General features: G+C 60.5%; 24 protein-coding genes. 19 read left to right on the top strand and 5 right to left on the bottom strand.

The features are described 5' to 3' along the window. Positions 1–57: 57 nt before the first annotated feature. From BTN45_RS03705 to BTN45_RS03685, 6 genes are all read left to right on the top strand, one after another. Complete coding sequence (locus BTN45_RS03705; RefSeq protein WP_207588995.1) at positions 58–2,055, top strand: LysM peptidoglycan-binding domain-containing protein; 1,998 nt, start codon at positions 58–60, stop codon at positions 2,053–2,055. A gap of 110 nt (positions 2,056–2,165) precedes the next feature. Beyond that, the gene (locus BTN45_RS03700; RefSeq protein WP_207588988.1) at positions 2,166–4,052 is read left to right on the top strand and encodes an ABC transporter ATP-binding protein/permease; all 1,887 of its coding nucleotides are present in this window, start codon (positions 2,166–2,168) and stop codon (positions 4,050–4,052) included. 101 nt (positions 4,053–4,153) lie between these two features. Beyond that, positions 4,154–4,915, top strand: a complete 762-nt coding sequence (locus BTN45_RS03695; protein WP_153775372.1) for a phosphatidylserine decarboxylase — start codon at positions 4,154–4,156, stop codon at positions 4,913–4,915. A gap of 24 nt (positions 4,916–4,939) precedes the next feature. Further along, positions 4,940–5,809: a CDP-diacylglycerol--serine O-phosphatidyltransferase gene (pssA, locus tag BTN45_RS03690; RefSeq protein ID WP_004440987.1), complete on the top strand. Its 870-nt coding sequence runs from the start codon at positions 4,940–4,942 to the stop codon at positions 5,807–5,809. Between the two features lie 169 nt (positions 5,810–5,978). Continuing rightward, on the top strand, positions 5,979–6,110 hold the full coding sequence (locus BTN45_RS26615; protein ID WP_004440985.1) for a hypothetical protein: 132 nt from the start codon (positions 5,979–5,981) through the stop codon (positions 6,108–6,110). Positions 6,111–6,496: 386 nt separating this feature from the next. Then, complete coding sequence (locus tag BTN45_RS03685; RefSeq protein WP_034496256.1) at positions 6,497–7,789, top strand: PleD family two-component system response regulator; 1,293 nt, start codon at positions 6,497–6,499, stop codon at positions 7,787–7,789. 220 nt (positions 7,790–8,009) lie between these two features. Here BTN45_RS03685 and BTN45_RS03680 read toward each other — a convergent pair whose 3' ends face one another. Together BTN45_RS03680 and BTN45_RS03675 are read right to left on the bottom strand one after the other, a co-directional pair. Further along, positions 8,010–8,771: an SOS response-associated peptidase gene (locus BTN45_RS03680; RefSeq protein ID WP_045534179.1), complete on the bottom strand. Its 762-nt coding sequence runs from the start codon at positions 8,769–8,771 to the stop codon at positions 8,010–8,012. 10 nt (positions 8,772–8,781) lie between these two features. Beyond that, positions 8,782–9,105 carry a YnfA family protein gene (locus BTN45_RS03675; protein WP_006699408.1) on the bottom strand — a complete coding sequence of 108 codons (324 nt, stop codon included), beginning with the start codon at positions 9,103–9,105 and terminating at the stop codon, positions 8,782–8,784. A gap of 108 nt (positions 9,106–9,213) precedes the next feature. Here BTN45_RS03675 and BTN45_RS03670 point away from each other — a divergent pair, with 108 nt between their 5' ends. The 9 genes from BTN45_RS03670 to BTN45_RS03630 all read left to right on the top strand — a co-directional run bounded on the left by BTN45_RS03670 (position 9,214) and on the right by BTN45_RS03630 (position 15,144). Then, on the top strand, positions 9,214–9,630 hold the full coding sequence (locus BTN45_RS03670; RefSeq protein WP_207588986.1) for an NUDIX hydrolase: 417 nt from the start codon (positions 9,214–9,216) through the stop codon (positions 9,628–9,630). Between the two features lie 82 nt (positions 9,631–9,712). Beyond that, entirely contained in the window at positions 9,713–10,147 is a 435-nt protein-coding gene (locus BTN45_RS03665) for a TIGR02301 family protein (RefSeq protein ID WP_037088929.1), read from the top strand. Between the two features lie 105 nt (positions 10,148–10,252). Next, the gene (locus BTN45_RS03660) at positions 10,253–10,510 is read left to right on the top strand and encodes a hypothetical protein (protein ID WP_003501987.1); all 258 of its coding nucleotides are present in this window, start codon (positions 10,253–10,255) and stop codon (positions 10,508–10,510) included. Positions 10,511–10,524: 14 nt separating this feature from the next. After that, positions 10,525–11,292, top strand: coding sequence for a hypothetical protein (locus BTN45_RS03655; protein ID WP_207588984.1), 768 nt, complete (start codon positions 10,525–10,527; stop codon positions 11,290–11,292). 119 nt (positions 11,293–11,411) lie between these two features. Further along, positions 11,412–12,260 carry a folate-binding protein YgfZ gene (locus tag BTN45_RS03650; protein ID WP_207588982.1) on the top strand — a complete coding sequence of 283 codons (849 nt, stop codon included), beginning with the start codon at positions 11,412–11,414 and terminating at the stop codon, positions 12,258–12,260. A gap of 2 nt (positions 12,261–12,262) precedes the next feature. Further along, entirely contained in the window at positions 12,263–12,886 is a 624-nt protein-coding gene (locus BTN45_RS03645) for an HD family hydrolase (RefSeq protein ID WP_162749744.1), read from the top strand. Further along, complete coding sequence (locus BTN45_RS03640) at positions 12,883–13,401, top strand: tyrosine phosphatase family protein (protein ID WP_004440958.1); 519 nt, start codon at positions 12,883–12,885, stop codon at positions 13,399–13,401. The genes BTN45_RS03645 and BTN45_RS03640 overlap by 4 nt, the downstream gene beginning before the upstream one ends. A gap of 77 nt (positions 13,402–13,478) precedes the next feature. After that, on the top strand, positions 13,479–14,300 hold the full coding sequence (locus tag BTN45_RS03635; RefSeq protein WP_004440955.1) for a mechanosensitive ion channel family protein: 822 nt from the start codon (positions 13,479–13,481) through the stop codon (positions 14,298–14,300). A 157-nt stretch (positions 14,301–14,457) separates the two neighbouring features. Further along, positions 14,458–15,144: a metal-binding protein ZinT gene (locus BTN45_RS03630; protein ID WP_004440952.1), complete on the top strand. Its 687-nt coding sequence runs from the start codon at positions 14,458–14,460 to the stop codon at positions 15,142–15,144. 185 nt (positions 15,145–15,329) lie between these two features. On the opposite strand, the gene BTN45_RS03625 is transcribed toward BTN45_RS03630, so the two are convergent. The 3 genes from BTN45_RS03625 to BTN45_RS03615 form a co-directional block, all read right to left on the bottom strand. Next, positions 15,330–16,148: an ABC transporter permease gene (locus BTN45_RS03625; protein WP_207588980.1), complete on the bottom strand. Its 819-nt coding sequence runs from the start codon at positions 16,146–16,148 to the stop codon at positions 15,330–15,332. Next, positions 16,145–16,933: an ABC transporter ATP-binding protein gene (locus BTN45_RS03620; protein ID WP_004440947.1), complete on the bottom strand. Its 789-nt coding sequence runs from the start codon at positions 16,931–16,933 to the stop codon at positions 16,145–16,147. The genes BTN45_RS03625 and BTN45_RS03620 overlap by 4 nt, the downstream gene beginning before the upstream one ends. 248 nt (positions 16,934–17,181) lie before the next feature. Beyond that, positions 17,182–18,225, bottom strand: coding sequence for an ABC transporter substrate-binding protein (locus BTN45_RS03615; protein ID WP_207588979.1), 1,044 nt, complete (start codon positions 18,223–18,225; stop codon positions 17,182–17,184). 288 nt (positions 18,226–18,513) lie between these two features. Between BTN45_RS03615 and BTN45_RS03610 the strand changes: the two genes are divergently transcribed. The 4 genes from BTN45_RS03610 to BTN45_RS03595 all read left to right on the top strand — a co-directional run bounded on the left by BTN45_RS03610 (position 18,514) and on the right by BTN45_RS03595 (position 24,628). Beyond that, a complete protein-coding gene (locus BTN45_RS03610) occupies positions 18,514–20,073 on the top strand; it encodes a VOC family protein (protein ID WP_207588978.1) in 1,560 nt (519 codons plus the stop codon). Positions 20,074–20,339: 266 nt separating this feature from the next. Beyond that, on the top strand, positions 20,340–23,135 hold the full coding sequence (locus BTN45_RS03605) for a DUF2339 domain-containing protein (RefSeq protein ID WP_207588977.1): 2,796 nt from the start codon (positions 20,340–20,342) through the stop codon (positions 23,133–23,135). Then, positions 23,132–23,776, top strand: coding sequence for an HD domain-containing protein (locus BTN45_RS03600; RefSeq protein WP_022555905.1), 645 nt, complete (start codon positions 23,132–23,134; stop codon positions 23,774–23,776). Before BTN45_RS03605 ends, BTN45_RS03600 begins: the two co-directional genes overlap by 4 nt. 9 nt (positions 23,777–23,785) lie before the next feature. Beyond that, positions 23,786–24,628, top strand: coding sequence for an MOSC domain-containing protein (locus BTN45_RS03595; RefSeq protein ID WP_207589627.1), 843 nt, complete (start codon positions 23,786–23,788; stop codon positions 24,626–24,628). Positions 24,629–24,789 lie beyond the last annotated feature (161 nt).

Here is a 24,789-nt window from a genome sequence, read left to right as displayed (position 1 = left end):
TAAGACGCTAGCAATCTCAACTCGTGTGAAAAGCTTGAATTATCCGGAGCACCCAGGATGAAAAACAATAAAGCCGGTTTGCTGGCGCTGATCGTGTTGGGGATTGCATCCCTGCTCATGATCTTTTTCGTCCTGCCGCGGATTTCAAACGACGGCAAGCCGATCGGCGACGCCATCAACGAGGCGGGCAACGCCGTGAAGAACAGCGTGGAAATGGGCGCCGACAAGGCGGGCGACATCCTGTCCGATGCGGCAGAAGAAACCGCCAATATCGCCGACAAGGTCGGCCGTCTGGCGGCTTCCGCCACACAGTCGATCAAGGATCTGACCACGCTTTTCGCCGACAGCAAGGTTCCCTCCGACGCCGATTTCGCAGCGGCGCGCAAGAAGGTCGAGACCTCGCTCAAGGAACTGACGAATATCGAAATTCCCGAGTCGCTGGATGAAACAACGTCGCGGCTCATCACCACGGCCCGCACCGCCGCCGAGCGCACCACGGCCTTCCTGCGCGGCCTGCCTGACAATGCGGCGGCAGCGGCGGCGCAGGTGCGTCGTCTCGCGGGCGTCTTCGCCGGCACCGACGATGGCGCGCCCGAAGCGGCGAAGCCGGCGGCGGCGCCAGCCGATGCCACGCAGACCTCTTCCGGCGCGCCGACTTTCGACATCCTGCGCGTCGAGCCTGATGGTTCGGCGGTTGTTGCCGGCAAGGCGCAGCCGGGTGCGAAACTTGAAATCCTGAGCAACGGCAAGGTCGTCGCCCAGACAACGATCGACGGCTCCGGCGATTTCGCAGCCGTTTTCGACAATCCCCTGCCGCCCGGCGACCATGAACTGGTGCTGCGTTCGACCGATACCGCCGGCAAGGCGACGCAGTCTGAGGAAGTGGCGACGGTTTCCGTTCCGGAAGGCAAGGCCGGCGAGCTTCTGGCCATGGTTTCAAAGCCCGGCAAGGCAAGCCGGGTCCTCGCCATGCCGGAGGCGGCCCCTCCGGCGCTTCAGCCGCAAACGCCATCACAACAGCCTGCGGCAACGGCTGCGACCAACGCCAATGCGGCCTCCGTACCGCTTGCCGGCGCGGCCGCTGCCGCCGCTCCGTTGACGTCGAGCGTCCAGGTCACTGCCGTCGAGTTCGAGGGATCGAAGATTTTCGTCGCGGGTTCCGCGCCCGCCGGTTCGACGGTTCGCGCGCTGGTCGATGACAGGGAAATCGGCAAGGCCACGACGGAAGCCTCCGGGCATTTTGTCATCGAAGGCGACGTTGATCTCGCCGTTGGCAGCCACATCATCACCGTCGAGGAGCTGAATGCCGACGGCACCGCGAAAGTGCGCGTGCGCGTTCCGTTCGAAAGGCCGCAGACCGACCAGGCAACCGTCGCGATGCAGACGCCGTCTGGTTCTTCGTCAGCGGCCACGACTGCAGCGCCGGCCGAAAACCAGAGCACGGCAAGCGACCGCGCCGCTTTCGAAAAGCTGCGCACCGATGTCGCCAAGGCCTTCGGCATCCTCTCCAATCTCTATAGGGACCAGGCGACACCGGCGCTCGATCAGGCAATAGCCGGCCGCTCCGCCGTGGTGATTGCGCTGAAATCGCTTTCGGAGTTCCGCACCGCGGCAGCCACCGAGCCGGATTTCACAGCCTTCGCCGGCGACATCGCCGCCAAGGCGCGCCAGCTGCTGACATCGGTCGAAGCCTGGCCGAATGACGTGGCGGCAATCGGCAAGGGGCTGGCTTCGCTGGCCAGCAGGCTTGCCGAACTCCACATCACCGCGCCGCCCGCTCCCACGCCACAGGCGCCAGCCGGTCCGCAGACCTTCGAGCAGGCGCCGCTGGCCGAAAGCCAGAACAGCGTCATCATCCGCCGTGGTGACACGCTGTGGCAGATTTCGCGCCGCGTCTATGGCCAGGGCGTCCGTTATACCACGATCTATCTCGCCAATGAGGACCAGATCAAAAACCCTGACCTGATCGAGCCCGGCCAGATTTTCGGGGTGCCGAAAGAGGCCCTGCCGAATGCGGAAGAACTTCACCGCAAGCGGCTGAAAGGTGGCTCTTGAGCAACTGAACCGTTGCGGTAAATCCGCAACGATCCTATCTGTGACGCGCGCGGCGGCTTGACCAAAGCCGCCGTCATGCTGTCGGCTTCCGGCAGTGACCGGAGAGTATGATGGCCACGAAGAAAAAAACCATTTCTGCGGATTCCAGCAATCCCACCCAGACGTTGATCAATCTCTGGCCCTATATGTGGCCGGAGGGGCGATGGGATCTGAAGATGCGGGTGGTCTGGGCCACCGTATACCTTGTTGTCGCCAAGCTGGTTCTCATCTCCGTCCCCTATTTCTTCAAATGGGCGACGGACGCGCTGAATGGCAAGCTCGATATGGCGGGGCTGGTCCCGGCCTTCCTGCTGGGCGCGGTCGCCCTTGTCATCGCCTATAATCTGACGCGGCTGATACAGGTCGGGCTTAACCAGCTGCGCGATTCGCTTTTTGCCAGCGTCGGTCAGCACGCGGTCCGCCAGCTGGCCTACAGAACATTCGTACACATGCACCGGCTTTCGCTGCGCTTCCATCTGGAGCGCAAGACCGGCGGGCTCTCGCGGGTTATCGAGCGTGGCACCAAGGGCATCGAGACCATTGTCCGCTTCACCATCCTCAACACCGCACCGACCTTCATCGAATTCCTGCTGACGGCAATCATCTTCTGGGCGTCCTACGGCTTTTCCTACGTTCTCGTCACGGTCATCACCGTCTGGGCCTATATCTGGTTCACTGTCCGGGCCAGCAACTGGCGAATCTCTATCCGCCGCGCGATGAACGACAGCGACACCGATGCCAATACCAAGGCAATCGACTCGCTGCTGAATTTCGAGACCGTCAAATATTTCGGCAATGAAGAGATGGAGGCGCAGCGCTTCGATGTCGCAATGGCGCGTTACGAAAAATCGGCGATCTCGATTTGGACCTCGCTCGGCTGGCTGAACTTCGGCCAGGGTGTGATTTTCGGCCTTGGCTCCACCGTCATGATGGTGATGTCGGCGCTTGCCGTGCAGCGCGGCGAACAGACGATCGGTGATTTCGTCTTCATCAATGCACTTTTGCTGCAGCTTTCCGTGCCACTCAATTTCATCGGTTTCGTCTATCGCGAAATCCGTCAGGGCCTCGCCGATATCGAGCAGATGTTCGAGCTTCTGGAAGTGGAAGCCGAGGTTACCGACAGGCCGGGTGCGACGCCGCTCGCCGCCGGTCCCGGCGCGATCTCGTTCCGCGACGTGCATTTTGCCTATGATGCCGAGAGACCGATCCTGAAGGGCATTTCCTTCGACGTGCCGGCGGGCAAGACAATCGCCATTGTCGGGCCTTCGGGTGCAGGAAAATCAACGATCTCGCGGCTGCTCTACCGTTTCTACGATATCCAGGAAGGGGCGATCACGATTGACGGGCAGGATGTCCGCGACGTGACGCAAAAGAGCCTCCGTTCCGTCATCGGCATGGTTCCGCAGGATACGGTGCTGTTCAACGATACACTGGCCTACAATATCCGTTACGGCCGCCCTTCGGCGAATGACGAAGACATCACGGCGGCAGCGGATGCAGCCCAGATCAGCGCCTTCATCGGAAAGCTTCCGGATGGCTACGCCACCATGGTCGGGGAGCGCGGGCTGAAGCTCTCCGGTGGCGAAAAGCAGCGTGTGGCGATTGCCCGGACGATCCTCAAGGCACCGCCGATCCTGATCCTCGACGAGGCGACCTCGGCGCTCGATACGCATACGGAGCAGGAAATCCAGAGCGCGCTTGATATCGTTTCGAAAAACCGCACCACACTGGTCATCGCCCACCGGCTCTCCACGGTGATCGGCGCAGATGAAATCATCGTGCTGAAGGAAGGGCTGATCGCGGAGCGCGGCACGCATACATCCCTGATGGCCCAGAACGGTCTTTACGCCTCGATGTGGAGCCGCCAGCGCGAAGCTACCCGGGCCGAAGAGATGCTGCGACATGTTCGCGAAACCGACGATCTCGGTGTCGTGGACCGCGGCGAACCAGCGCATTGAGGCGCATAAACGCCTGATAACGGCCCCCGCATGGCAAGGGGACCATTGCCGGGCGGTCCGTTTGGCTGTAACCAGCTAGGCAAAATTTGTCGCACGTCCGTATGGATCATGTCGTATCACGACCACATATAGACGCGACAGACAAAACCGGAGCAAGGAACCATATGAATCTGTTCGACACCATTCGCAACACCATCGTACCGATCCACAAGGAAGGTTATGTCTTCGTAGCCGCTTTCTTCGTGGCATCGCTGGTGCTCGGCTGGATCGCCGAACCGCTGTTCTGGGTCGGCCTGGTGCTGACGGCCTGGTGCGCCTATTTCTTCCGCGATCCCGAGCGCGTGACGCCGCAGGATGACGACCTGATCATCAGCCCCGCCGATGGCAGGGTTTCCGCCGTACAGACCGTCATCCCGCCGCTGGAACTGGAGCTGGGCAAGGAGCCGATGGTGCGCATCTCGGTGTTCATGAACGTCTTCAACTGCCACGTGAACCGTTCGCCGGTCCGCGGCCGCATCGTCAATGTTGCCTACCGTCCCGGCCTGTTTCTCAATGCCGAGGTGGACAAGGCTTCCGAAGACAATGAGCGCAACGGCCTCGTCATCGAAACGTCGCATGGCAAGGTCGGCGTGGTGCAGATCGCCGGCATGGTCGCTCGGCGCATCGTCTGCTGGGTCAAGCCAAACGAGCCCGTCGATGCCGGCGAGCGTTTCGGCCTTATCCGCTTCGGCTCGCGCCTTGACATCTTCCTCCCGGAAGGCTTCCAGCCGCGTGTATCCGTGGGTCAGACGGCAATCGCCGGCGAGACCGTGCTGGCAGAGTTTGGTTCCGCCAAGGGTCCGCTCCTCAGCCGCCGCGGCTGATGACGATCAGGAAAGACATGCGCCATGGAAACGCCGATCGCCGAACCGCCGCAGAACGGAAAACATGAGGGCAGAAAGGATAGCGGCCGCGGGCCGCGCCTGAGAGAAATTCCCTTTCGCCTGCTTGTTCCCAATCTCATCACCGTTCTGGCCATCTGCGCCGGCCTCAGCGGCGTGCGGCTGGCCATCGAAGGGCGTTTCGAACTCGCCGTTGGCATGGTGCTGCTCGCGGCCTTCCTCGACGGCATAGACGGGCGCATCGCCCGCATGATGAAAGCGACGTCCAAATTCGGCGAACAGATGGATAGTCTGGCCGATATCGTCAATTTCGGTGTCGCGCCCGCGCTGGTGGTCTATGCCTATCTTCTCGATCAGGCACGGTCGATCGGTTGGATCGCCGCCCTCATCTATGTCATCGCCGCGGGTCTGCGCCTGGCGCGCTTCAACGTGATGATCGAACGGCCGGTCAAGGCGCCATGGCAGAACGAGTTTTTCGTCGGCGTCCCTGCCCCGATGGGTGCCATGCTGGTGCTGCTGCCGGTCTATCTCGGCTTCCTCGGCGTCGAGCCGGACAAGCCATTCGCTTATGTCGCTGCCGCCTATACCGTGCTGATCGGTTATCTCCTCATCAGCCGCCTCCCGGTCTGGTCGGGAAAATCAGGCACAAGCCGTATCCGCCGCGATCTCGTGCTGCCGATGATCCTCGTCGTCGTTCTCTATGTGGCCATGCTGATGAGCTTCACCTGGGAGGTGCTGGTCCTCACCGTTGCCGCCTATCTCGTCTTCATTCCCATCAGCGCGCGGCTCTGGCACCGCCGCTACGGTACGCTGACGATCGAAGAGGACGCGCATGACGACGGAAATGGCGGCAATGGCCTCGATCGCAGCATTTAAAACCGCAGGTATCATTTTTCTTGCTTCACCTATCTGCGCCGTGGCGCAAAATGTCGCACCCTGAACGGCCGGCTTTGCGTTTTCCGCCTCGAATCCGTCAAGATTAGCCGCGAAAGAAGGGGCTCACACGCATCGCAACGGCGTTTGGCGTGAATTGTGGAGAGAGAAAATGACGAACGAGACGAAGGCACAGCCGCAGGCAAAGCCGGACCTCAAAAGCCACTACCGCCCGCTCGGGCTGAAGGCTGTCGCGGCCGCAGCGCTGATGTTGAAGCGCAAGCCCGCAGCCAAAACCGCTTGAAAATAAACGATTTTTCTTAAATCGGACAGGTCGGCGCGTGATAGGTCAGCTGACCGAAGATGGTCAATCCGGGGTAACCGAGCACAACACGGCGCTATGAATGGCGCCGTTTTCTTTTGCTACCGTCATGCGCCATTCCGGCCAGGACCATGGAGCCAATCCGTTATAGTGTAACGTGACTGCAACAAAACCATGCTAAAGTATTCGACTTCCACGAGACGACTGTACGGACAGTCTCGCATCAATTACTGAGAAATTACAGATTTTCTACTTTAGAGATTCATTCCTCTGCGGTTACCAAGATTTCCAATACCGTGACGTGCGGTGGCGAAAGAATGAAGTTTCGTGGAGACATCATGAAAACGGCCATGGGGGGCTTGGGCGGCATGCAGGATAAAATCCTTCTGATTGAAGATTCCGTTGCTCTGTCCATGCTGCTGAAGACGCGCCTTTCGGAAGAGACGCAGGCCGAGGTGATCCATTGCGACAGCATGGCCGCGGCCGATACCCTGCTGCGCGCCCATGATTTCACGCTGGCGCTGACGGGTCTCAATCTTCCCGACGCTCCGAAGGGTGAAATTCTGGCGCTGCTCTCCGAACGCAAAGTGCCCGCCATCGTCTTCACCGCCACAGTGGATGAGGAGGCGCGCAAGCGTTATGCCGAGAAGAAGATCATCGACTATATCGTCAAGGACGGTCACCGCACCGTCGACGCGGTGGTCAAAACCGTCGACAGGATTCTGACCAACAGGCAGTTTTCCGTTCTGGTGGTCGATGATGCGCGGACCGCGCGCTCCGGCCTCGTGGAAATTCTGGAACGGCAGAACTTCAAGGTCAGCGAGGCGCATTCGGGCAATCGCGCGCTGGAAATCCTGGCGCAGGACCCGTCCATCCAGCTCGTCATCACCGATTATCACATGCCCGATATGGACGGCTACGAACTTACGCGCCGCATTCGCGACAGCCGCTCCTCGGAGGATCTGCGCGTGATCGGCATATCATCCTCCACGGACCGGCTGCTTTCTGCAAGCTTCCTGAAAGCGGGCGCGTCGGATTTCGTCTATCGCCCCTTCGTGCCGGAAGAGTTGCAGTGCCGTATCGACAACAACATAGAAACGCTGAAACAGCTCAAGCGCCTGCGCGAACTGGCCGAGCGCGATCATCTGACAGGCTTGCCAAACCGCCGCTCCTTTTTCGAGCGCACCCGTGCGCTCATGGACGTTATCAATGACAATGACGAAAATGGCGCCGTCGCCATCCTCGACATCGATCACTTCAAGAAGATCAACGACACGCTGGGGCACGATGCGGGCGACCGGGCTCTAAAAAAGTTGGCGGAGCTTCTGCATGACAAGTGCGACGCGCACCGCCATATCCCCGCCCGTCTGGGCGGCGAGGAATTCGCGGTCTTCCTGCGTGGCCTGGATGCCCACGCCGCCTATGCGTTCTGCGAAGAATTGCGCGCCCATGTGGAAAAAAGCGGCCGACAATTGAGCGGCAGCAGCCTCGCACTGACGATTTCGCTCGGCGTCGTAGAGATCGAGAAGGGCGAGCCCTTCGACAACCAGTTGAATGCCGCCGATCAGCTGCTCTATCTCGCCAAGGCGAACGGCCGCAACCGCGTCTATTCCGATATCATGATCCAGGAAGGTTTGCAGAAGATCGGGCGGAACGGCTGAGTTTCTTCCGGAACTGAGGCATGGGGAGCCAGCGGATGAGGCTTGTTTCTTCTCCCCGCCGGGGAGAAGCCCGTGGCAGCGGGATGAGGGGGCAAGCCCACCGTATATCTCTGCCGTAGCCCCCTCATCCGACCCTTGCGCCACCTTCTCCCCCTCGGGGAGAAGAATTGGCGGCAATGTCAGAGCTTAGATAACCAGCCTCACACGCTGCGCAAAGACGTCAAAACAGCGACATCTGCCCCTCGTCCTTCGCCGGTTTGATCTTTGCCAGCGGCACGCTTTCCGGCACTGGCTCGATGAGATCGGCGCCGACATTGGCGACCTTGTTGACCTTGTCCGAGACGGGAATCATCTCAAAGAAATCATCCTGAACCGGCCGCATCAGATCGGCGACCTCGCGTGGTTCCTGGGTCTTGCAGTCGAGCCAACGGCTGAAATCCTCAGGCGCGATGACAACGGGCATGCGGTCGTGAATGCGCCCGATGGCGGCATTGGCGGCCGTGGTGAGGATAACGCCGGTATCGACCTCCGAACCATCGGCCGAAGACCATGTCTCCATGAGACCGGCGAAGGCGACGATGCCGCCTTTCTTCGGGCGAATGAAATAGGGCTGCGGTTTGCCGCCCTCTTCCTTCGGCGGACGTCGCCATTCATAAAAGCCGGTCGCAGGCACGAGCACACGGCGATGGCGCATGGCGGCGCGGAAGGAAGCCTTGCCGATTGCCGTTTCCGAACGCGCGTTGATGAGCAGCGGAAAATCCTTCGGGTCCTTGACCCATCCGGGCAGGAAACCCCACCGAACCAGCACTGCCCGGCGATTGGGCAGGTTACTGCCGCGCTCCTGCCGTTCACCCTCCATGACAATCAGTATCGGCTGCGTGGGCGCGATATTGAAGCGGGCGGGGAAATCCTCTAGCCCGATCAGGTCAAGATAATCGGCAATCTCTTCCGGCGTCGCTTTCAGGACGAAACGTCCGCACATATGTTTCTCCTCAACCCCGCGGCCCGAACAGGATGATGGTGGCCCCTGCGAGACAAACGGCGCCGCCGGCGATATCCCATTTGTCCGGCGCGTGGCCCTCGACGCCCCAGAGCCACAAAAGCGAAGCGGCGATATAGATGCCGCCATAAGCGGCATACGCCCTGCCTGCGGCCTCCGCTGGCACCAGCGTCAGGAGCCAGGCAAAGGCGGCCAGCGACAACATGCCCGGCAACAATATCCACGCCGTTCTGCCAAGTTTCAGCCAGGCCCAGAAGGAAAAACAGCCGGCAATTTCGGCAAGAGCCGCCAACGCATAGATAAGATAGATCTTCATTCCACCGTCTTCTGCCTGCACAATCGAACCGATTCTGGACTATAACATCGGCGCAGAAACCGGAATCGATTTTTCCAGACCGTCCGACCGAGACACGCGAAACCTTACATGACCGTACGTATCAAGCCCCGCCTCGCCTCCTCCGCCATCGTCAGAAATGGCGACCGGCTTTTGCTCGTGCGCCGCATCAACCCGCCCTCGAAGGACATGTTCGCCTTTCCCGGCGGCCGGGCCGAGGAAGGCGAAACGCCGGCCGAGACGGCGCTACGTGAACTGCACGAGGAAACCGGCATTGTCGCACGCGATCCGCAACTTTTCGCGACCTACGATCTTCCCTCGCACGATGCAAACGGGACCCTGACGAGCCATTTTTTGCTCTCCGTCTTCACCGTGGAAACGGAGGCCGATCCGCTTGTGACCGTCGGTGATGACGCAGCGGACGCAGGCTGGTACACGCTTGCGGAAATCCGCCGACTGCCGGCCCCAGAAAGCGTGGTGGAATGCGCCGAGCGGCTGCTAGCATGATTGCCAGCAGGGCAGAATCGCGATTATCTAGACCCGTCCGCCCGCCGGATGTTCACGAGTATGTGTGGGGCAGAATAAAATTTTGATACGACCAACCATTTTCCTGTCTCTTTTCCTGACCATGCTGCCGACCGGGCAAAACGGCGCCGTTTACGCGCAGCCTTCCAAGGCAGCATCCGAGGCACGTCCTGCGGAAACGGCGCCTCCCAAACCCGCGCCCTATGACGACAAGCTGGCACGGCTGTCGGAAATATTGGGTGCGGTGCAATATCTGAGAACGCTGTGCCCTTCTTCCGGACCGGAGGACTGGCGCAAATCGATGGGCGACCTTCTGGCTGCGGACACGGCCAACGAACCTGAACGACGTCAGCGCATGACGGCTGCATTCAACCGTGGATACCGCTCCTTTGCGGCCATCCACACCAGTTGCACACGTGCCGCCATCATGGCAGAAGAGAACTACCGTAACGAAGGGGCAACACTCGCTCAGGAAATCGCGTCCAGGTTCGGAAATTAGAGGATTATTAACCTCTTTTCGCCGCAGCCCGTGCCGTTTTGATAAAAGGCTGCTAGTGTTGTTAACAGGGTGGTAAGGACTTGCCCGCCCTGTCGAGGATGAAAAATGCAGACAAGCCGTAACGAAATCGACGATATGATCGTGCATGAAAAGATGCAGGTCGCTCTGGAACACCAGAACGAGGCATGGGCTGACGGCATGGCCGACGGCATCGAGCCGGAGATCATCGCCGATGCTGCAATCGCTCTGGCCATGCGCGAAACCATCCGGATCCACGGCGAGGCTGGCGCGGAAGCAATGCTGGAATCGCTGCGTCAGCGCATGCTTCAAGGCGAATTTTCTCCGCAGCGGGTGATACAGTAAAGCCGGGGTCTATCATGTCTTGCCTGAGCAAGGGGCTTTTGCGCTCTTCCGCCCTGCTATCCATCGTGCTCGCTCTGACCGCCGGGTCGATTGGCCTGCCGGGCCAAGCCTTTGCGCTTTCCGAGCTGAAGCCGGCCCAGAACAACGAAGGCGAGCCACAGGCTCAGAAGGGCGAACAGCCTGAGCAGACCGCGCCCGCCGAGCCGGACGAAATCGAGGGCGATTCGGAAGGCATTCCCCTGCCCGACCCTCTGGTCGACCGATCTGCCGCCCAGACGAACCAGCAATCCTCCAAGCCGGACAATACCCCCGAAATGTCAGTGGTCATCGAGCACGATATTTCCAAGGCACCGGAAGCCGTACGCAAGCTGCGCCAACAGATCATCGACGCGGCAGCGACGGGCGATATTGAAAAGTTGCGGCCATTCATCGCTGCCGGCCAGAAAGAATTCCGCATCGACAGCAATGACGGCGAAGACCCGATCGCAGCACTGAAAAGCTATTCAGGAGATACCGACGGGCTGGAAGTGCTGGCGATCATCATCGACCTCCTGTCGACCGGTTACGCCCATATTGATGCCGGCACGCCGGACGAAGCCTATGTTTTCCCCTATTTCGCCGGAAAGCCGCTCAATACGCTGACACCGCCGGAAAAAGTGGAACTGCTGCGCATCATCACCGCCGGCGACCTTGCGGATATGCAGGAATACGGCAATTACAGCTTCTATCGCATCGGCATCTCGCCTGATGGCAAATGGAAGTTCTTCACCGCCGGCGATTGATCCTATCCCGGCGCTTGCCGTTCTTTTGCAAAAATCCTAACTGTGCGGAATGAGCGTCCGGCACCGGTACATGTGCTGTTGCCCAGACGCATAGTCTCGACGAACCGAACGGTGACGCCATGCCTTCCGCTTTTCTTGCCGACCGCCGCCTGATCCGGGTTTCCGGCACCGGCGCCGAGGAGTTTCTGAACAATCTCATTACCACCGATGTGGAGCATCTGCCTGAAGGGGAAGCCCGCGCCTGCGCCCTTTTGACCCCTCAGGGCAAAATCCTGTTCGATTTCCTCATCGCGCGCGACGGAACGGACTATCTCATCGAGATCACCGCTTCCGAACAGGAAGCGCTGTTGCGCCGCCTGACGATGTACAAGCTGCGCGCTCCCGTCGATCTGAAAGCGGAAGCCGCCGAAGGTGTGAGCGTTTTCTGGGGGGAACAGGCACCTCAGCCGGCGTTAAGGGACGGGCGTTTCGCCAAGGCGGGTCTCGATCTATTCCGCGTTCCGGGCGCAACTGCCGCTGACGACGCAGCCGTCTATGATGTGCTGCGTGTCGAATACGGCATTGCCGAAGCTGGCCGCGACTATGCGCTGCAGGATGCCTTTCCGCATGACGTGCTGATGGATGTGAACGACGGGGTGTCATTCAAGAAGGGCTGCTTTGTCGGCCAGGAAGTTGTATCGCGCATGAAACATCGCGGCACCGCAAGGCGGCGTGTTGTCCTTGTTTCAGCGCAGGACGCCCTCCCCGGCAGCGGCGTGGACATTACCGCACAGGGCAAATCCGTCGGTACGCTCGGCACCGTCTGCGGCAACAAGGCACTCGCCATCGTGCGCATCGACCGCATTGCCGCGGCGCTCGCGTCCGGCACGCCGCTTCTCGCGGAAACTGTTCCCGTCGCCGTTGCCCTGCCCGCCTGGAGCGGTCTTTCCTTCCCGGCGGCCGATCCGGCGACACAGGCGGAGGAATAGAGGTGGCCTCCGTCAAAGGCCCGCGCGCCTGGCAGCGCATGCTGTCCGGACGGCGGCTCGATCTGCTCGACCCTTCGCCGCTCGACGTGGAAATCGCCGATATTGCCCATGGGCTTGCCCGCGTTGCCCGCTGGAACGGCCAGACGCGTGGCGACCACGCCTTTTCAGTCGCTCAGCACTGCCTCATCGTCGAGACGATCTTCTGCCGCATGTGCACGGCCGCGACCCCCGATGAAATGCAGATGGCGCTTCTGCACGATGCGCCGGAATATGTGATCGGCGACATGATCTCTCCGTTCAAATCCGTGGTCGGCGGCGGTTACAAGACGGTAGAAAAGCGGCTTGAGGCCGCCGTGCATCTGCGCTTCGGCCTGCCGCCGCATGCATCGCGCGAGTTGAAGGACCGCATCAAGAAGGCCGACACGGTCGCCGCCTTTTTCGAGGCGACGGAGCTTGCCGGTTTTTCCACGGCCGAGGCGCAAAAATTTTTCGGCCTGCCACGCGGTATTACCCGCGACATGTTCGACATCACGCCGCTTCCCTCCACGGAAGCGCAAAAGTTGTTCATCCAGCGTTTTGAGGCCATCGAGGCCATGCGCGTGACGAACCCTGGGGGTGCCAAATGACGGCCATCGTGGTTTCACCGCTCGGACGGATCGCGGAAATGGCCGTGAAGCACAAGGCCCGGGAAATGGTGACATTGATCGCCAGGGAGCAGACATTTCACCGCCCCGCGGTCATTGCCGCCGAACGGCATCTGACGCTTGCGATGAACGACATCTCCTTCAAGGGCACCGGCAATCTTATCGCCCCTGACGATGCGCATGTGCTGAAGCTCATCGAGTTCGCGCATGAATGGGATCAGACAGCCCCGTTGCTTATCCATTGCTGGATGGGCGTTTCGCGCTCGCCTGCGGCTGCCGTCATCGCCGCGCTCAGTCTTTACCCTGATCAGGATGAGACTGAACTTGCGCTGCGTCTGCGCGCCGCCTCGCCCTATGCCACGCCGAATGCCCGCATCATCGCCATCGGCGACCGGCTGCTCGGCCGGAAGGGTCGTCTGGAGGCGGCTATCAAGGCGATTGGCAGGGGCGCGGACACCGACGGCAATGTGCCTTTCGTGCTGCCACTTCGCAGTTGACAACCGGTTTTTGGCGGAACCCCTTCGGAACGCAGTCGTTACCAACCCTGAACGCAAATAAAATAACGGGACGATTCATGGAACAACAGGCAACGGATATCATTGTCGCATCGCAAGCGGCCGTAAGACAGGCGAGCGCACTGGCGGTGCAATATTCCTTTTCGGTGATCGGTGCACTTCTGCTGTTAATCGTCGGCTGGCTGGCCGCTGCCTTTCTTCAACGCTGGGCCTTTCAGGGCCTGTCGCGCATTCGCGGCTTCGATGCGACGCTCGCCGGATTCTTCGCGGGCGCCATTCGTTATGTCGTCCTCATTCTCGTCATCGTGATGGTGCTGGGCCAATTCGGGGTGCAGACGGCCTCCATTCTGGCGGCCCTCGGCGCCGCCGGTCTTGCCATTGGCCTCGCACTTCAGGGAACGCTGCAGAACATTGCCGCCGGCATCATGCTGCTGGTGCTGCGTCCCTTCCGGGTCGGGGAATATATCGAAACCAGCAGCGTCAGCGGGACGATCATCGAGATCGGACTGTTTGCGACCGAGCTGAAGACCAGCGACGGCCTTTACCGTCTGGCGCCCAACTCGACGCTATGGAACGTGCCGATCACCAATTTCAGCCGCTTTCCTTCTCGCCGTCACGAATTGAGCCTGACGGTGAAAAACGATGAGAATCTCGCCGCCGCGCAGGACATGCTGATGAATGTCGTACGTTCGGAAAGCCGGGTGCTGCTTGACCCAGCCCCTGTCACCTTTGTCGATTCTGTGAGCGCCGACAGCGCCACCGTCAAGTTGCGTTACTGGGTGCGTAGCGACAGCTATTTCGCGACGACCCGCGATGTGACGAAAGCGATGAAACTCGCGTTCGACGAGCGTAAGGCGGAAGTGAGCGCACAGCCGGCCTGAGACGTCACCCCCATTTTTCTGCAAGCGCGATGGCTGCAAGAGCCGTCGCGCTTTTTCGTTGCCTCGCCCTGTACCGCACTTGCATCCGGCTGATGCGATCTCTATAGCTTCATATGTAATGTTATTACGTAACCTGTCTTAGGAGAGACCCGAAACAATGCAGAAGACAATCACCCGCCTCACCGGCGCTGTCGCACTTGGTTCCATGCTGTTGGCGGCGACCACGGCAATGGCTGCCGGTGGCGACAAATCCGCAGCCCACAGCCATGAGCACGGGCACGATCACGGCCATCAGATGACCGAAGCTGAAAAGCAGATCTACAAGGGTTATTTCGAGGATGCCCAGGTGAAACCACGCACACTTTCCGATTGGGAAGGCGACTGGCAATCCGTTTATCCCTACCTGCTGAACGGCTCGCTCGATCCCGTCATGGCGGAAAAGGCGGCTCATGGCGACAAGACGGCCGCCGAATACCGCGCCTATTACGAGGTCGGCTACAAGACTGACGTGAACCGTATCGTCATCAAGAGCGACAGCGTGGCGTTTTATAAAGATGGCAAACCCGCTGAAGGCACCTATGTCAGCGACGGTCACGAAATCCTGACCTACAAGAAGGGCAATCGTGGTGTCCGCTACATCTTCAAGAAAACCGGCGGCGATGAGGCCGCACCGCAATTCATCCAGTTCAGCGATCACTCCATCGCCCCGGTCAAGGCCGGCCATTACCATCTCTATTGGGGCAACGACCGCAAGGCATTGCTGGACGAAGTGACCAATTGGCCAACCTATTATCCGTTCCTGATGGACGGCGCCGATATCGTCAAGGAAATGGCGGCGCATTGAGCTATAGAAGGCTCGCGGCTTTCCGGAGCGTGAGGAATGCCGAGCAAGCACGTCTTTCGCCTTCTCCCCGCCGGGGAGAAGGTCGCGGCAGCGGGTTGAGGGGGCAAGCTCTCCGCATATCTGTGCCGTCGCCCCCTTGATCTGGCCCTTCGGGCCACCGTCTCCCCGGCGGGGAAAAGAAAGACTCACTGCCCCATGGTGGAGCGATGCGCCCAGCCCGTCATGCGCTTTTCGAGCCAGGCCATGATGGCATACATGGCGATGCCTTCCACCGCGAGCATCAGCAGGCCGGCAAAGACCAGCGGCACATTGAACTGGCTCTGCGCCGAACTCATCATGTTGCCGAGGCCATAATTGGAGGCGACGGTTTCCGATACGACCGAGCCGACAAAGGCGAGCGTGATGGCGATTTTGAGCGAGCCGAAGAAATAGGGCATGGACCGCGGAATACCGACCTTCAACATGATGTCCATCTTCTTGGCACCGAGTGCCCGCAGCACGTCTTCGGTTTCCGGCTCAATGGTGGCAAGCCCGGTCGCCACATTAACGACGATCGGGAAGAAGGAGATCAAAAAGGCGGTCAGAACGGCGGGAACCGTGCCGATGCCGAACCAGATGACGAGGATGGGCACCAGCGCCACCTTGGGGATGGCGTTGAAACCGATCATCAGCGGATAAAGCCCGGCATAGATGGTTTTCGACCAGCCAATGAACAGGCCAATAGCAAGACCGGCGACCACGGCAAGGGCAAAGCCCAGTGTCGTCGTATAAAGCGTCTGCAGCGAGTTTTTCCAGATCGGCGACCAATATTGCATGATGGCCTGGCCCACCCTTACCGGGGATGGCAGGATCGTGGGCGGCATTTTCAGCGCATGGACGATCAGTTCCCACACCACGAAGAGCGCCAGCGTATAAAGCCAGGGAGCGGCTTTCACCCAGTTGACGCGGGCAATCAGCGGCTTCGGCGGTTCGGCCGCCACGGTGCTTTCCACGATCGCGCTCATGCCGCCACCCTCGCCTGCGCGATTTCGCCATGCAGTTCCTGCACCATGTCGTTAAAACCCTTGTCATACATGATGTCGAGCTGGCGCGGGCGTGCAAATGGCACGCGGTGTTCGGCGAGCACCCGGCCCGGCCTCGCACTCATCACGAAAATCTTGTCGGCCAGAAATGTCGCCTCGCGCAGATCGTGGGTCACCAGGATGATCGTGACGCGCTGCGCGGCGTGCAGGTCGCGTATGACGCACCACAATTCCTCGCGGGTGAAGGCATCGAGCGCACCGAAAGGTTCGTCCAGCATCAGCAGTTCCGGTTCGTGAATCAGCGCACGGCAAAGATTGGCGCGCTGCTGCATGCCGCCGGAAAGCTGCCACGGATACTTCGAGCCAAAACCTTTGAGGCCGACGATTTCCAGAAGTCGCTCGGCTTTCGCGACATATTCCGCCTTGTGGGCGCGCAGACGACGGCGATGTTTTTCGACGATCTCCAGTGGCAGCAGGATATTTTCGAGCGTCGTGCGCCAGGGCAGCATCGTCGGGTTCTGAAACGCCATGCCGACAATGGAAACCGGCTCCGTGACCTGCCGTCCGGCGACGATGACATTGCCCTTCTGCGGAATATGCAGCCCCGTCACCAGTTTCATCAGGGTCGACTTACCGCAGCCAGACGGGCCGACCACGGCCGCGAATTCACCCTTGTCGACCGTCAGGTTCAAGCCGGAGACGGCCAGCGTGCCGGCCGACCCGCCGTAGCGCATGTCGACATTATCTATTTCCACGAGATGTGACATCGCGATCCCCATTTTCAGGCTGGAACGGGCGCTTATGGCCTTCGTTACTCCCGCCGCAATTCCTTAGGCTGCCGGCTATACCCGGCGTTGCCGCTTGTTTCTTCTCCCCGAGGGGGAGAAGGTGGCCCGAAGGGTCGGATGAGGGGGAAACGTCAGCGGTAGACCGAGAGCTTTACCTCCTCATCCCGCTACCGCGGACTTCTCCCCGGCGGGGAGAAGAAACCTGCGGCACCCACTCATTTTACCCATCAGGGAAGCATGCGTTCTTCCTTGGCCGGCAGGTAGGTCGCGTCGAAGACCTGCTCCGCCTTAACGTTGCCCTTCAGGCCCATGGACACCTTGAGCGTCTCCAGCGAGGCGGCAAGCCGGGTCGGCTCGACGCCGCCCATGCCGTTTTCCACCACATAGGGCGTCTTGATGTTCATACTGTTGGCCATGTTCAGGCGTTCAAGCTCAATGGCGCTGTCGAGTGTCTCGTTGCGCTTGAGGACAGCAGCCACGCCCTCTTCGGGGTTCTTGACGGAATCAGCAAAACCCTTGGCCAGCGCTTTCAGGAAACCTTTCACCGCTTCAGGGTTTTTCTCAGCGAAATCAGTGTTTACCAGCACTGCATTGCCATAGAGATTCAAGCCGTGCTCGGCCATCAGAATGGTCGAGATATCATCGTCACCGATGCCCTGCTTCTTGAGATTGAGGATCACCGAAAAGGCAAAACCGAAAACCGCATCGACATCACCCTTGGCGAGCATCGGCTCACGCACCGGGAAACCGATCGATTCGATCTTGATCTTGCCGTCATCGAGACCGGCGACCTGCTTGAAAGCCGGCCATTGCGCAAAAGCGCCATCCGGCGGCGGCGCGCCGAGCTTCTTGCCTTCCAGCGATTTCGGATCGCCGGTGACGCCAAGCGACTTGCGGCCAACAACGGCAAAAGTGGGCCGCTCATAAACCATATAGACGGCCTTGACCTTCTGGCTAGGATCCTCATCGAGGAACTTCATCACCGAGTTGATGTCGCCGAAACCCATCTGGTAGGCGCCGGTCGCGACACGCGGAATGGCTTCGACCGAGCCGTTGCCGCTGTCGATGGTGACGTCGAGGCCCTCGGCCTTGAAGTACCCCTTGTCGAGCGCCAGCAGGAAACCGGCGGCCGGACCTTCGAACTTCCAGTCGAGCGTGAATTTCACCGGCGTTTCTGCCCGCGCCTCCCCGGCTGGCAGCGAAAAGCCGGCGGATACACCGATGGCGGTAATGGCCAGAGCTCTGGTCAACAACCTGCGCGTTAAAATCATCTGTTCCCCCTGATGGTTTTGTTGGATTGGTTGCATAAGACCCAATTCCGACCTCCAAGGCAAGACAAAATTGCATACAAAATAGCCGTTATTTTGTATGCTTATTTTATATGCACAAATTCTCGCGAGCCAGGCAAAAAGCCGGCATTCTGCCCATCGCGCATGCAACGAAGCGAGAGCAGTATCGTTCACGCAGAGAACACAGCGTTCTCATTTGCCGGGGTTGCGGATCAGGGGCAGCGTGAGACAAATAGGCCACGAACAGCAGGCGGCTACAGCGGGGGCAAGATGAATTCTGCACTGGGCATACACCACATCACGATGATCACCCGAAAGGTGCAGGCGAATGTGGATTTTTACGCCGGCTTTCTGGGCTTGCGGCTGGCCAAACGCACGGCGGGCTTCGAAGACGCCATGCAGCTTCATCTGCTCTATGGCGATGACATCGCCTCGCCCGGTTCCCTGCTGACTTTTCTGGTGTGGGAGGATGGTGGCCAAGGCCGTGTGGGTTATGGCCAGACACTGGAAATTTCCGTGGCGATCGATCCTGCCGCCATCGGCTTCTGGCTGACGCGGGCGCTGAAATTCGGCATCCGGGCGGAAGGTCCCTACGACGAATTCGGCGAGCCCGTCATTCGGCTGAAAGACCCTGACGGGCTGATCGTCAAGCTGGTCGGCACTCAGGCCTTTGACGACGCCACGCCGCACGTGACGAAAGACATTTCCGAAGAGGACGCCATTCGCCGCATCTACGGTGCAACCGTGCTGAGCGAAGTGCCGGAAGAAACCGTGGCTTTTCTCGAAAAGCACTTCGGATATAGGCAGGTAAGCCAGACGGGCGCAATTCGCCGGCTCGTTTCCGATAGCGGCGACATTATCGATGTGCGCGACGCCACAGGCTTCTGGTCCAGCGCGCCGGGCACCGGCACGGTTGATCACATAGCCTTCCGCGCAAAAGACATGGATGAGCTGAACTCGGTTCTAACCGGGCTGAAATCACTGAATTCCAGCACCACCAACGCCCATGACCGTAAATATTTCCATTCGCTCTACGTCCGCGAACCGGGCGGGGTATTGATCGAAATGGCGACCGACGGGCCGGGTATGACGGTGGACGAACCGCTGGAATCGCTCGGCGAAAAACTGTTCATCCCGCCGCTCTTCATGAAGGATGAGGCGGATGTGCGTGTCGCCCTGCCGCAATTTGCGATGCCTGGCGAAGAGCGCATCGTCTATCGCGACCTGCCCTTCGTACACCGTTTCTACACGCCCGAAGAGCCTGATGGCAGCACCATGATTCTGCTGCACGGTTCCGGCGGAAGTGAAACAAGCCTGATGCCGCTGGCGCACCGGGCAGCACCGGGCGCGACGCTTCTCGGCGTCCGCGGCCGCAGTACGGAAGAAGGGATTGCCCGGTGGTTCCGGCGTTATCCCGATTTCAGCTTCGACCAGAAGGATATCGTCTCGGAAGCGGAAGCCTTCGCCGCATTCGTGGAAGGGGCAATCCGCTCCTATGGGCTCGATCGTTCGAAACTGCGGTTTATCGGCCATTCCAATGGGGCAAACTTCTATGCGGCCTTTGCCGCGCTTTATCCGGAGCTTGCCGGGGACGCCCTGCTGTACCGCCCAATGCCTGTTCTCGAAACATGGCCGGAAAGTGATCTTTCCGGCCGCAGCTTCCTGCTTGTTGCGGGAGAACGCGACAAATACCGCGACGGGGCGAGCGTGTTGCGGGACAGGCTTGCGGCAAACGGCGCAAGGGTTGAGGTGGAAACGCTGGAAGATGGGCACGAACTCGGGCTCACGGATATCGAAGTGGCGCGGCGCTGGCTGGCGTATGTTCCCTGATTTTCGGGGGATGCGCATGAGGCGAGCGGATGCCGCCCATTTCTTCTCGCCGAGGGGAGAAAGTGGTCTGAAGGGTCGGTTGAGGGGGCAAGCTCTCAGTTTATTTCTACCCTCGCCCCCTCATCCCACTGCCGCAGACTTCTCCCCTCGGGGAGAAGAAGCGGATGCGAGCGCTCGCTCCCCCGTTACCCACAACCTCATCAACCGGGCCTTGCATAAATTCACCAAAAGGGCTTTAAAAACAGCTTCATAATTGGAGAGTCCGTTTGGAAATCCCGCTGTTTATCCTCGCCCTTGTCGCGGCCTTCATCTACACGCTCGTCGCAAGCATCCGCAATTCAAGCCGCATCAAGTCGCTCGAACGGGAGGTTCACAGCCTCAAGCGGCTGATGGCGGCGGGCGTGGCCGCTCCTGCTGCGGCACTGGCAGAAAACGCGGAAACCGCCGAAAAGACTGATTTCGCAGCAGAGACGGAAGGCCAGACGGCGCTGGAACCAGCGGGCATCCGGGATGAAGACGCCTTCGAGCGTTCAGAAGCCAGCACCGCTGCGGCGGATCAAGACGTGGCGCGCAAAGACGCTCCCGCTGCGCCACTCGCCGATGCCGTATCCGTGGCGGCTTCTGATAACGCGTCTGCCCCGGCAGCGAAAGAAAGCTTCGAAAGCCTGCTCGGCGCGCGCTGGGCGGTTTGGGCGGGCGGGCTGGCGCTGGCGCTCGGCGGCATTTTCCTCGTCAAATATTCGATCGAATCAGGCCTGCTCAGCCCGGCGGTCAGGCTGTCGCTCGCCGCCATTTTCGGCCTCTTTCTCGGGCTTGCCGGTGAAGCGATCCGCCGCAAGGCGGTGCCAGGCATCGCCACCACCTACTCCAATGCCATGATACCGGGTGTGCTCACCGCGGCCGGTGCATTGACGCTGTTCGGTGTGGTTTATGCGGCTTATGGCATCTACGACTATATCGGCCCCGGCACCGCCTTTATCCTGCTTGGCCTCGTCGCCTTCGCCACCATCGGCCTGTCGTTGTTGCACGGACAGGCGCTCGCCGGTCTCGGACTTCTCGGTTCGATGCTGACGCCGGCGCTGATTTCCACCGAAACGCCGAATATCTGGGCGCTCTTCGTCTTCCTCACCGTCTCTTGGCTCGCAACCGCGGCAGCGGCGCGCCGGCAGGGCTGGACGGTGGTCCCGTCGCTTGCCAATGCCGGACTTGGCCTATGGGCTCTCGGATATATCGGCTTTTCGGATGCAATCAGTGCCGAACCGCCGACTCTTGCCCTGCTCATTATGCTCGCTGGCACGATCTTCCTTTGGCCCGGAAAACAGTACGACACCACGCCTCCGGACGCTGCCGAAACGGCAGCTCCCGAGCGGCGCGCGATTCGCATCATGCGGCTTTTGCTGCGCCCGTCGCTCGCCCTCAACCTCACCGTATCGATGGCGGTGATCCTGCCGGCCATCGGCTTCCTCTTTGCCGAAGGCAGCGTCGATACTCACCCGGCGCTCATCGTTTCAGCGCTTATTGCAGCTCTTGCAGCACTCGGCGCTGCCCGTCACTATGCCGTCTGGCCGGCGATCATCGCCGCGCTCGGCGCGCAGTCTGCGGTGTCGCTCATGTCGCGGCGTGGCATCGATTTTATTGGTCTCGTGAATGATACCGGCGTGACGCTTCCGCCCGTGGGCACAGGCTACGCTGCGGAAATTGCCATGGCGCTCGGCCTTGGGGCTATCTTCGTGCTGTGCGCCTTTTCCTTCCTGAAACGCAAGGGCGCAGAAGATGCGGATTTCGCCCAGCTCTGGGCTGGCATTGCCGCCCTGTTCCCTGTCTGGCTCGCGACGGCGAGCTTCGTCGAATATGGCAATCTCGGCCGCGACTGGCTGCACGCGGCCTATGGTCTCGGTCTTGGCTTCGTGCTGCTTGCCGGTGCTGAATGGCTGCACCGGCGCAACAGTGAGGCCTATCGCAAGCCGCTGAACATCCTTGTGCTCGGCTCCTTCGCCGCCTTCGCGCTCTGCCTGCACACGCTGACGGAAGGGCTCGCGACGACAGTGCTGCTGTCCGTCATCGGCTTCCTTTACGTGCTGGCGAGCCGCTACCGCAACTGGGATATACTGCCCTGGGTCATGGCTGTCGCAAGTGTTGCCGTTCTTGGCCGGATCGCCTGGGAGCCGACAATCGTCGGGCCGCAAAATCTCGGCACGACGCCGGTCTTCAACGCGCTGCTGCCGGGCTATGGCATCCCTGCCTTGCTGGCCATCATCTCCGCGTGGCTGTTGCGCGACTGGCCGGGCATGCGGATCAAGAACTTCCTGCAGGCCATCGCCAGCGTCATGGGACTTCTGGCCGTGGCCATCCTCGTTCGCCACGCAATGAATGGCGGTACGCTCGACAGCAATGTGCCGACGCTCGGCGAGCAGTCGATCTACACGCTGCTGACCATCGGCTTCTCCGGTGTCCTGATGACGCTGGATTTGAAAAGCCCCAGCCCCGTCTTCCGTTACGGCTCGATGATCGCCGGCGTCATCGCCGTCATCAACGTGCTGACGATGCATTTCTTCACGCTCAACCCCTATTTCACCGGCGAGAATACCGGCCGCATACCGGTCCTCAACCTGCTGCTGATCGGTTACCTTTTGCCGGCATTCGCTTATGGCGGCCTCGCCTATTACGCGCGCGGAAAACGTCCGCCGCCCTATGTCAGCATGCTGGCGGTGGCGGGAGCAGCGCTCGGTTTTGCCTGGGCCACGCTTTCGGTGCGCCGTTTCTGGCAGGGCGAGAACATTGCTGACTGGAAGGGCTTTATGCAGGGCGAGACCTACAGCTACTCGGTGGTCTGGCTGCTGATCGGCGTCCTGCTGCTCGTGCTTGGCTCGCGCTTTAATGCCCGCAGCCTGCGTCTGGCATCGGCCGCCTTCGTGCTGATCTCGGTTGCCAAAGCCTTCCTGATCGACATGAGCAACCTCGAAGGCGTGCTCCGGGCGCTGTCCTTCATCGGGCTCGGCGCGGTGCTCATCGGCATCGGCCTGTTCTACCAGAAAATCCTCACCCGGAAGCCGCAGGCATGATCGCGGCGGAGGCTTTCGCGCCCCATGCGGCGCTTGCGCAGGATTTGATCCCGCACGCCGCCGATGCGGGCGACGGCTCGCATGATCTGGCCCATATTCACCGCGTCTTCCGCAATGCCATGCGCATCCATGCGGGTGAAGGCGGCGATGGCACCGTGCTGGCGGCCAGCGTGCTGCTGCATGATTGTGTGGCCGTGGAGAAAAACTCGCCCTTGCGGGCACAGGCATCACGGCTGGCGGCAGAAAAGGCTTCAGGCATTCTGGCCGGCCTCGGCTGGAAGAAGCAGGATATCGACGCCGCCACGCATGCGATCATCACCCACAGCTTTTCCGCCAATATCGAGCCGCAGACACTGGAAGCGAAAATCCTTCAGGATGCCGACAGGCTGGACGCCATCGGTATGGTGGGCGCGGCGCGCTGCTTTTATATTGCCGGACGCATGGGCTCCGCACTTTACGATCCGGTCGACCCCTTGGCGAAGGAACGGCCGCTTGATGACCGCGCTTTTGCCATCGACCATTTCGAGACCAAGCTGTTCAAGCTGGCAGATGGTTTTCGCACAGAGACCGGCAGGCAGATGGCCAGAGCCCGCCATGAGCGGCTGAAACAGGTGCTGGACCTGTTTCTCGATGAAATATGAGGAAGCATGATGCGCGTGACAGAGCTTAATATCTACCCGCTGAAAAGCGCGCGCGGCATTTCCCTCCCGGACAGCGCCGTGTCGGCCGAGGGTCTGCCGGGTGACCGTCGCGCCATGCTTGTGGACCCGTCGGGCCACTTCATCACCCAGCGTGAATTGCCTGCCATTGCCACGGTTCTGGCGCGGCACGAGGACGGGGGCATGTTGCTTTCGCGCGACCAGCACGGCGAGATCGTCGCAAGGCCATCCGGCGAGCGCATGGATGTGGCGGTATGGAAATCGATCGTCAGCGCCAATATGGCCGACGCTGTGACCAATGACACGCTCTCGGCATGGCTCGGACGCGAAGTGAAGCTCGCCTTTTTCGATAACGCTTCCAAACGCATCGCGAGCCTCGAGTGGACAGGCAATGAAACGCCCGTCACCTTTGCCGACGGCTACCAGATCCTTGTCACCACCACCGCCTCGCTTGCCGCGCTGAACGGCAACATGCGTGAAAATGGCGAAGACGACGTTGGCATGGAGCGGTTCCGGCCCAATATCGTGCTCGAGACGGACGATCCATGGGCGGAAGACGGGTGGGCGGCCATCGAGATCGGCGGCATTCGCTTCGATCTCGTCAAACCCTGCGCCCGCTGTATCATGACCACGCAGGACCAGACGACCGGCTCCCGCGATGTGCCCTCTCCCATGAAGGCCATGGGCCGCATCCGTATGTCCGCAGACCGGCGCGTGCCCGGCCCGCTGTTCGGCTGGAACGTGACGCCGCGCGGTGAAGGCAGGCTGTCTGTCGGCGACGTCGCAAAGGTGATCGAGGAAAGGCCCGAAGGCTGGGCGATCAAGAGGCGCTAAGTCAGTCCGGTTCAAACGGAATCCTCTGGGCATCAGGCAGCGCTTTAACCTGTCGTCAAACCCTCGCTCCCCTCATCCTGTGCTTGTCACAGGGATCCAGCCGATACGAGTCTGCGCGGCGAAACAATCCCTCAGCCCAAAGACTTGGGCTGGCTGGATCT

The sequence above is a fragment of the Rhizobium sp. ZX09 genome (genome assembly GCF_017357485.1).
GTDB lineage: Bacteria > Pseudomonadota > Alphaproteobacteria > Rhizobiales > Rhizobiaceae > Agrobacterium > Agrobacterium pusense.
The sequence above is the reverse complement of the archived record's forward strand: the minus strand, read 5'-3'. Positions and strand labels throughout refer to the sequence as shown.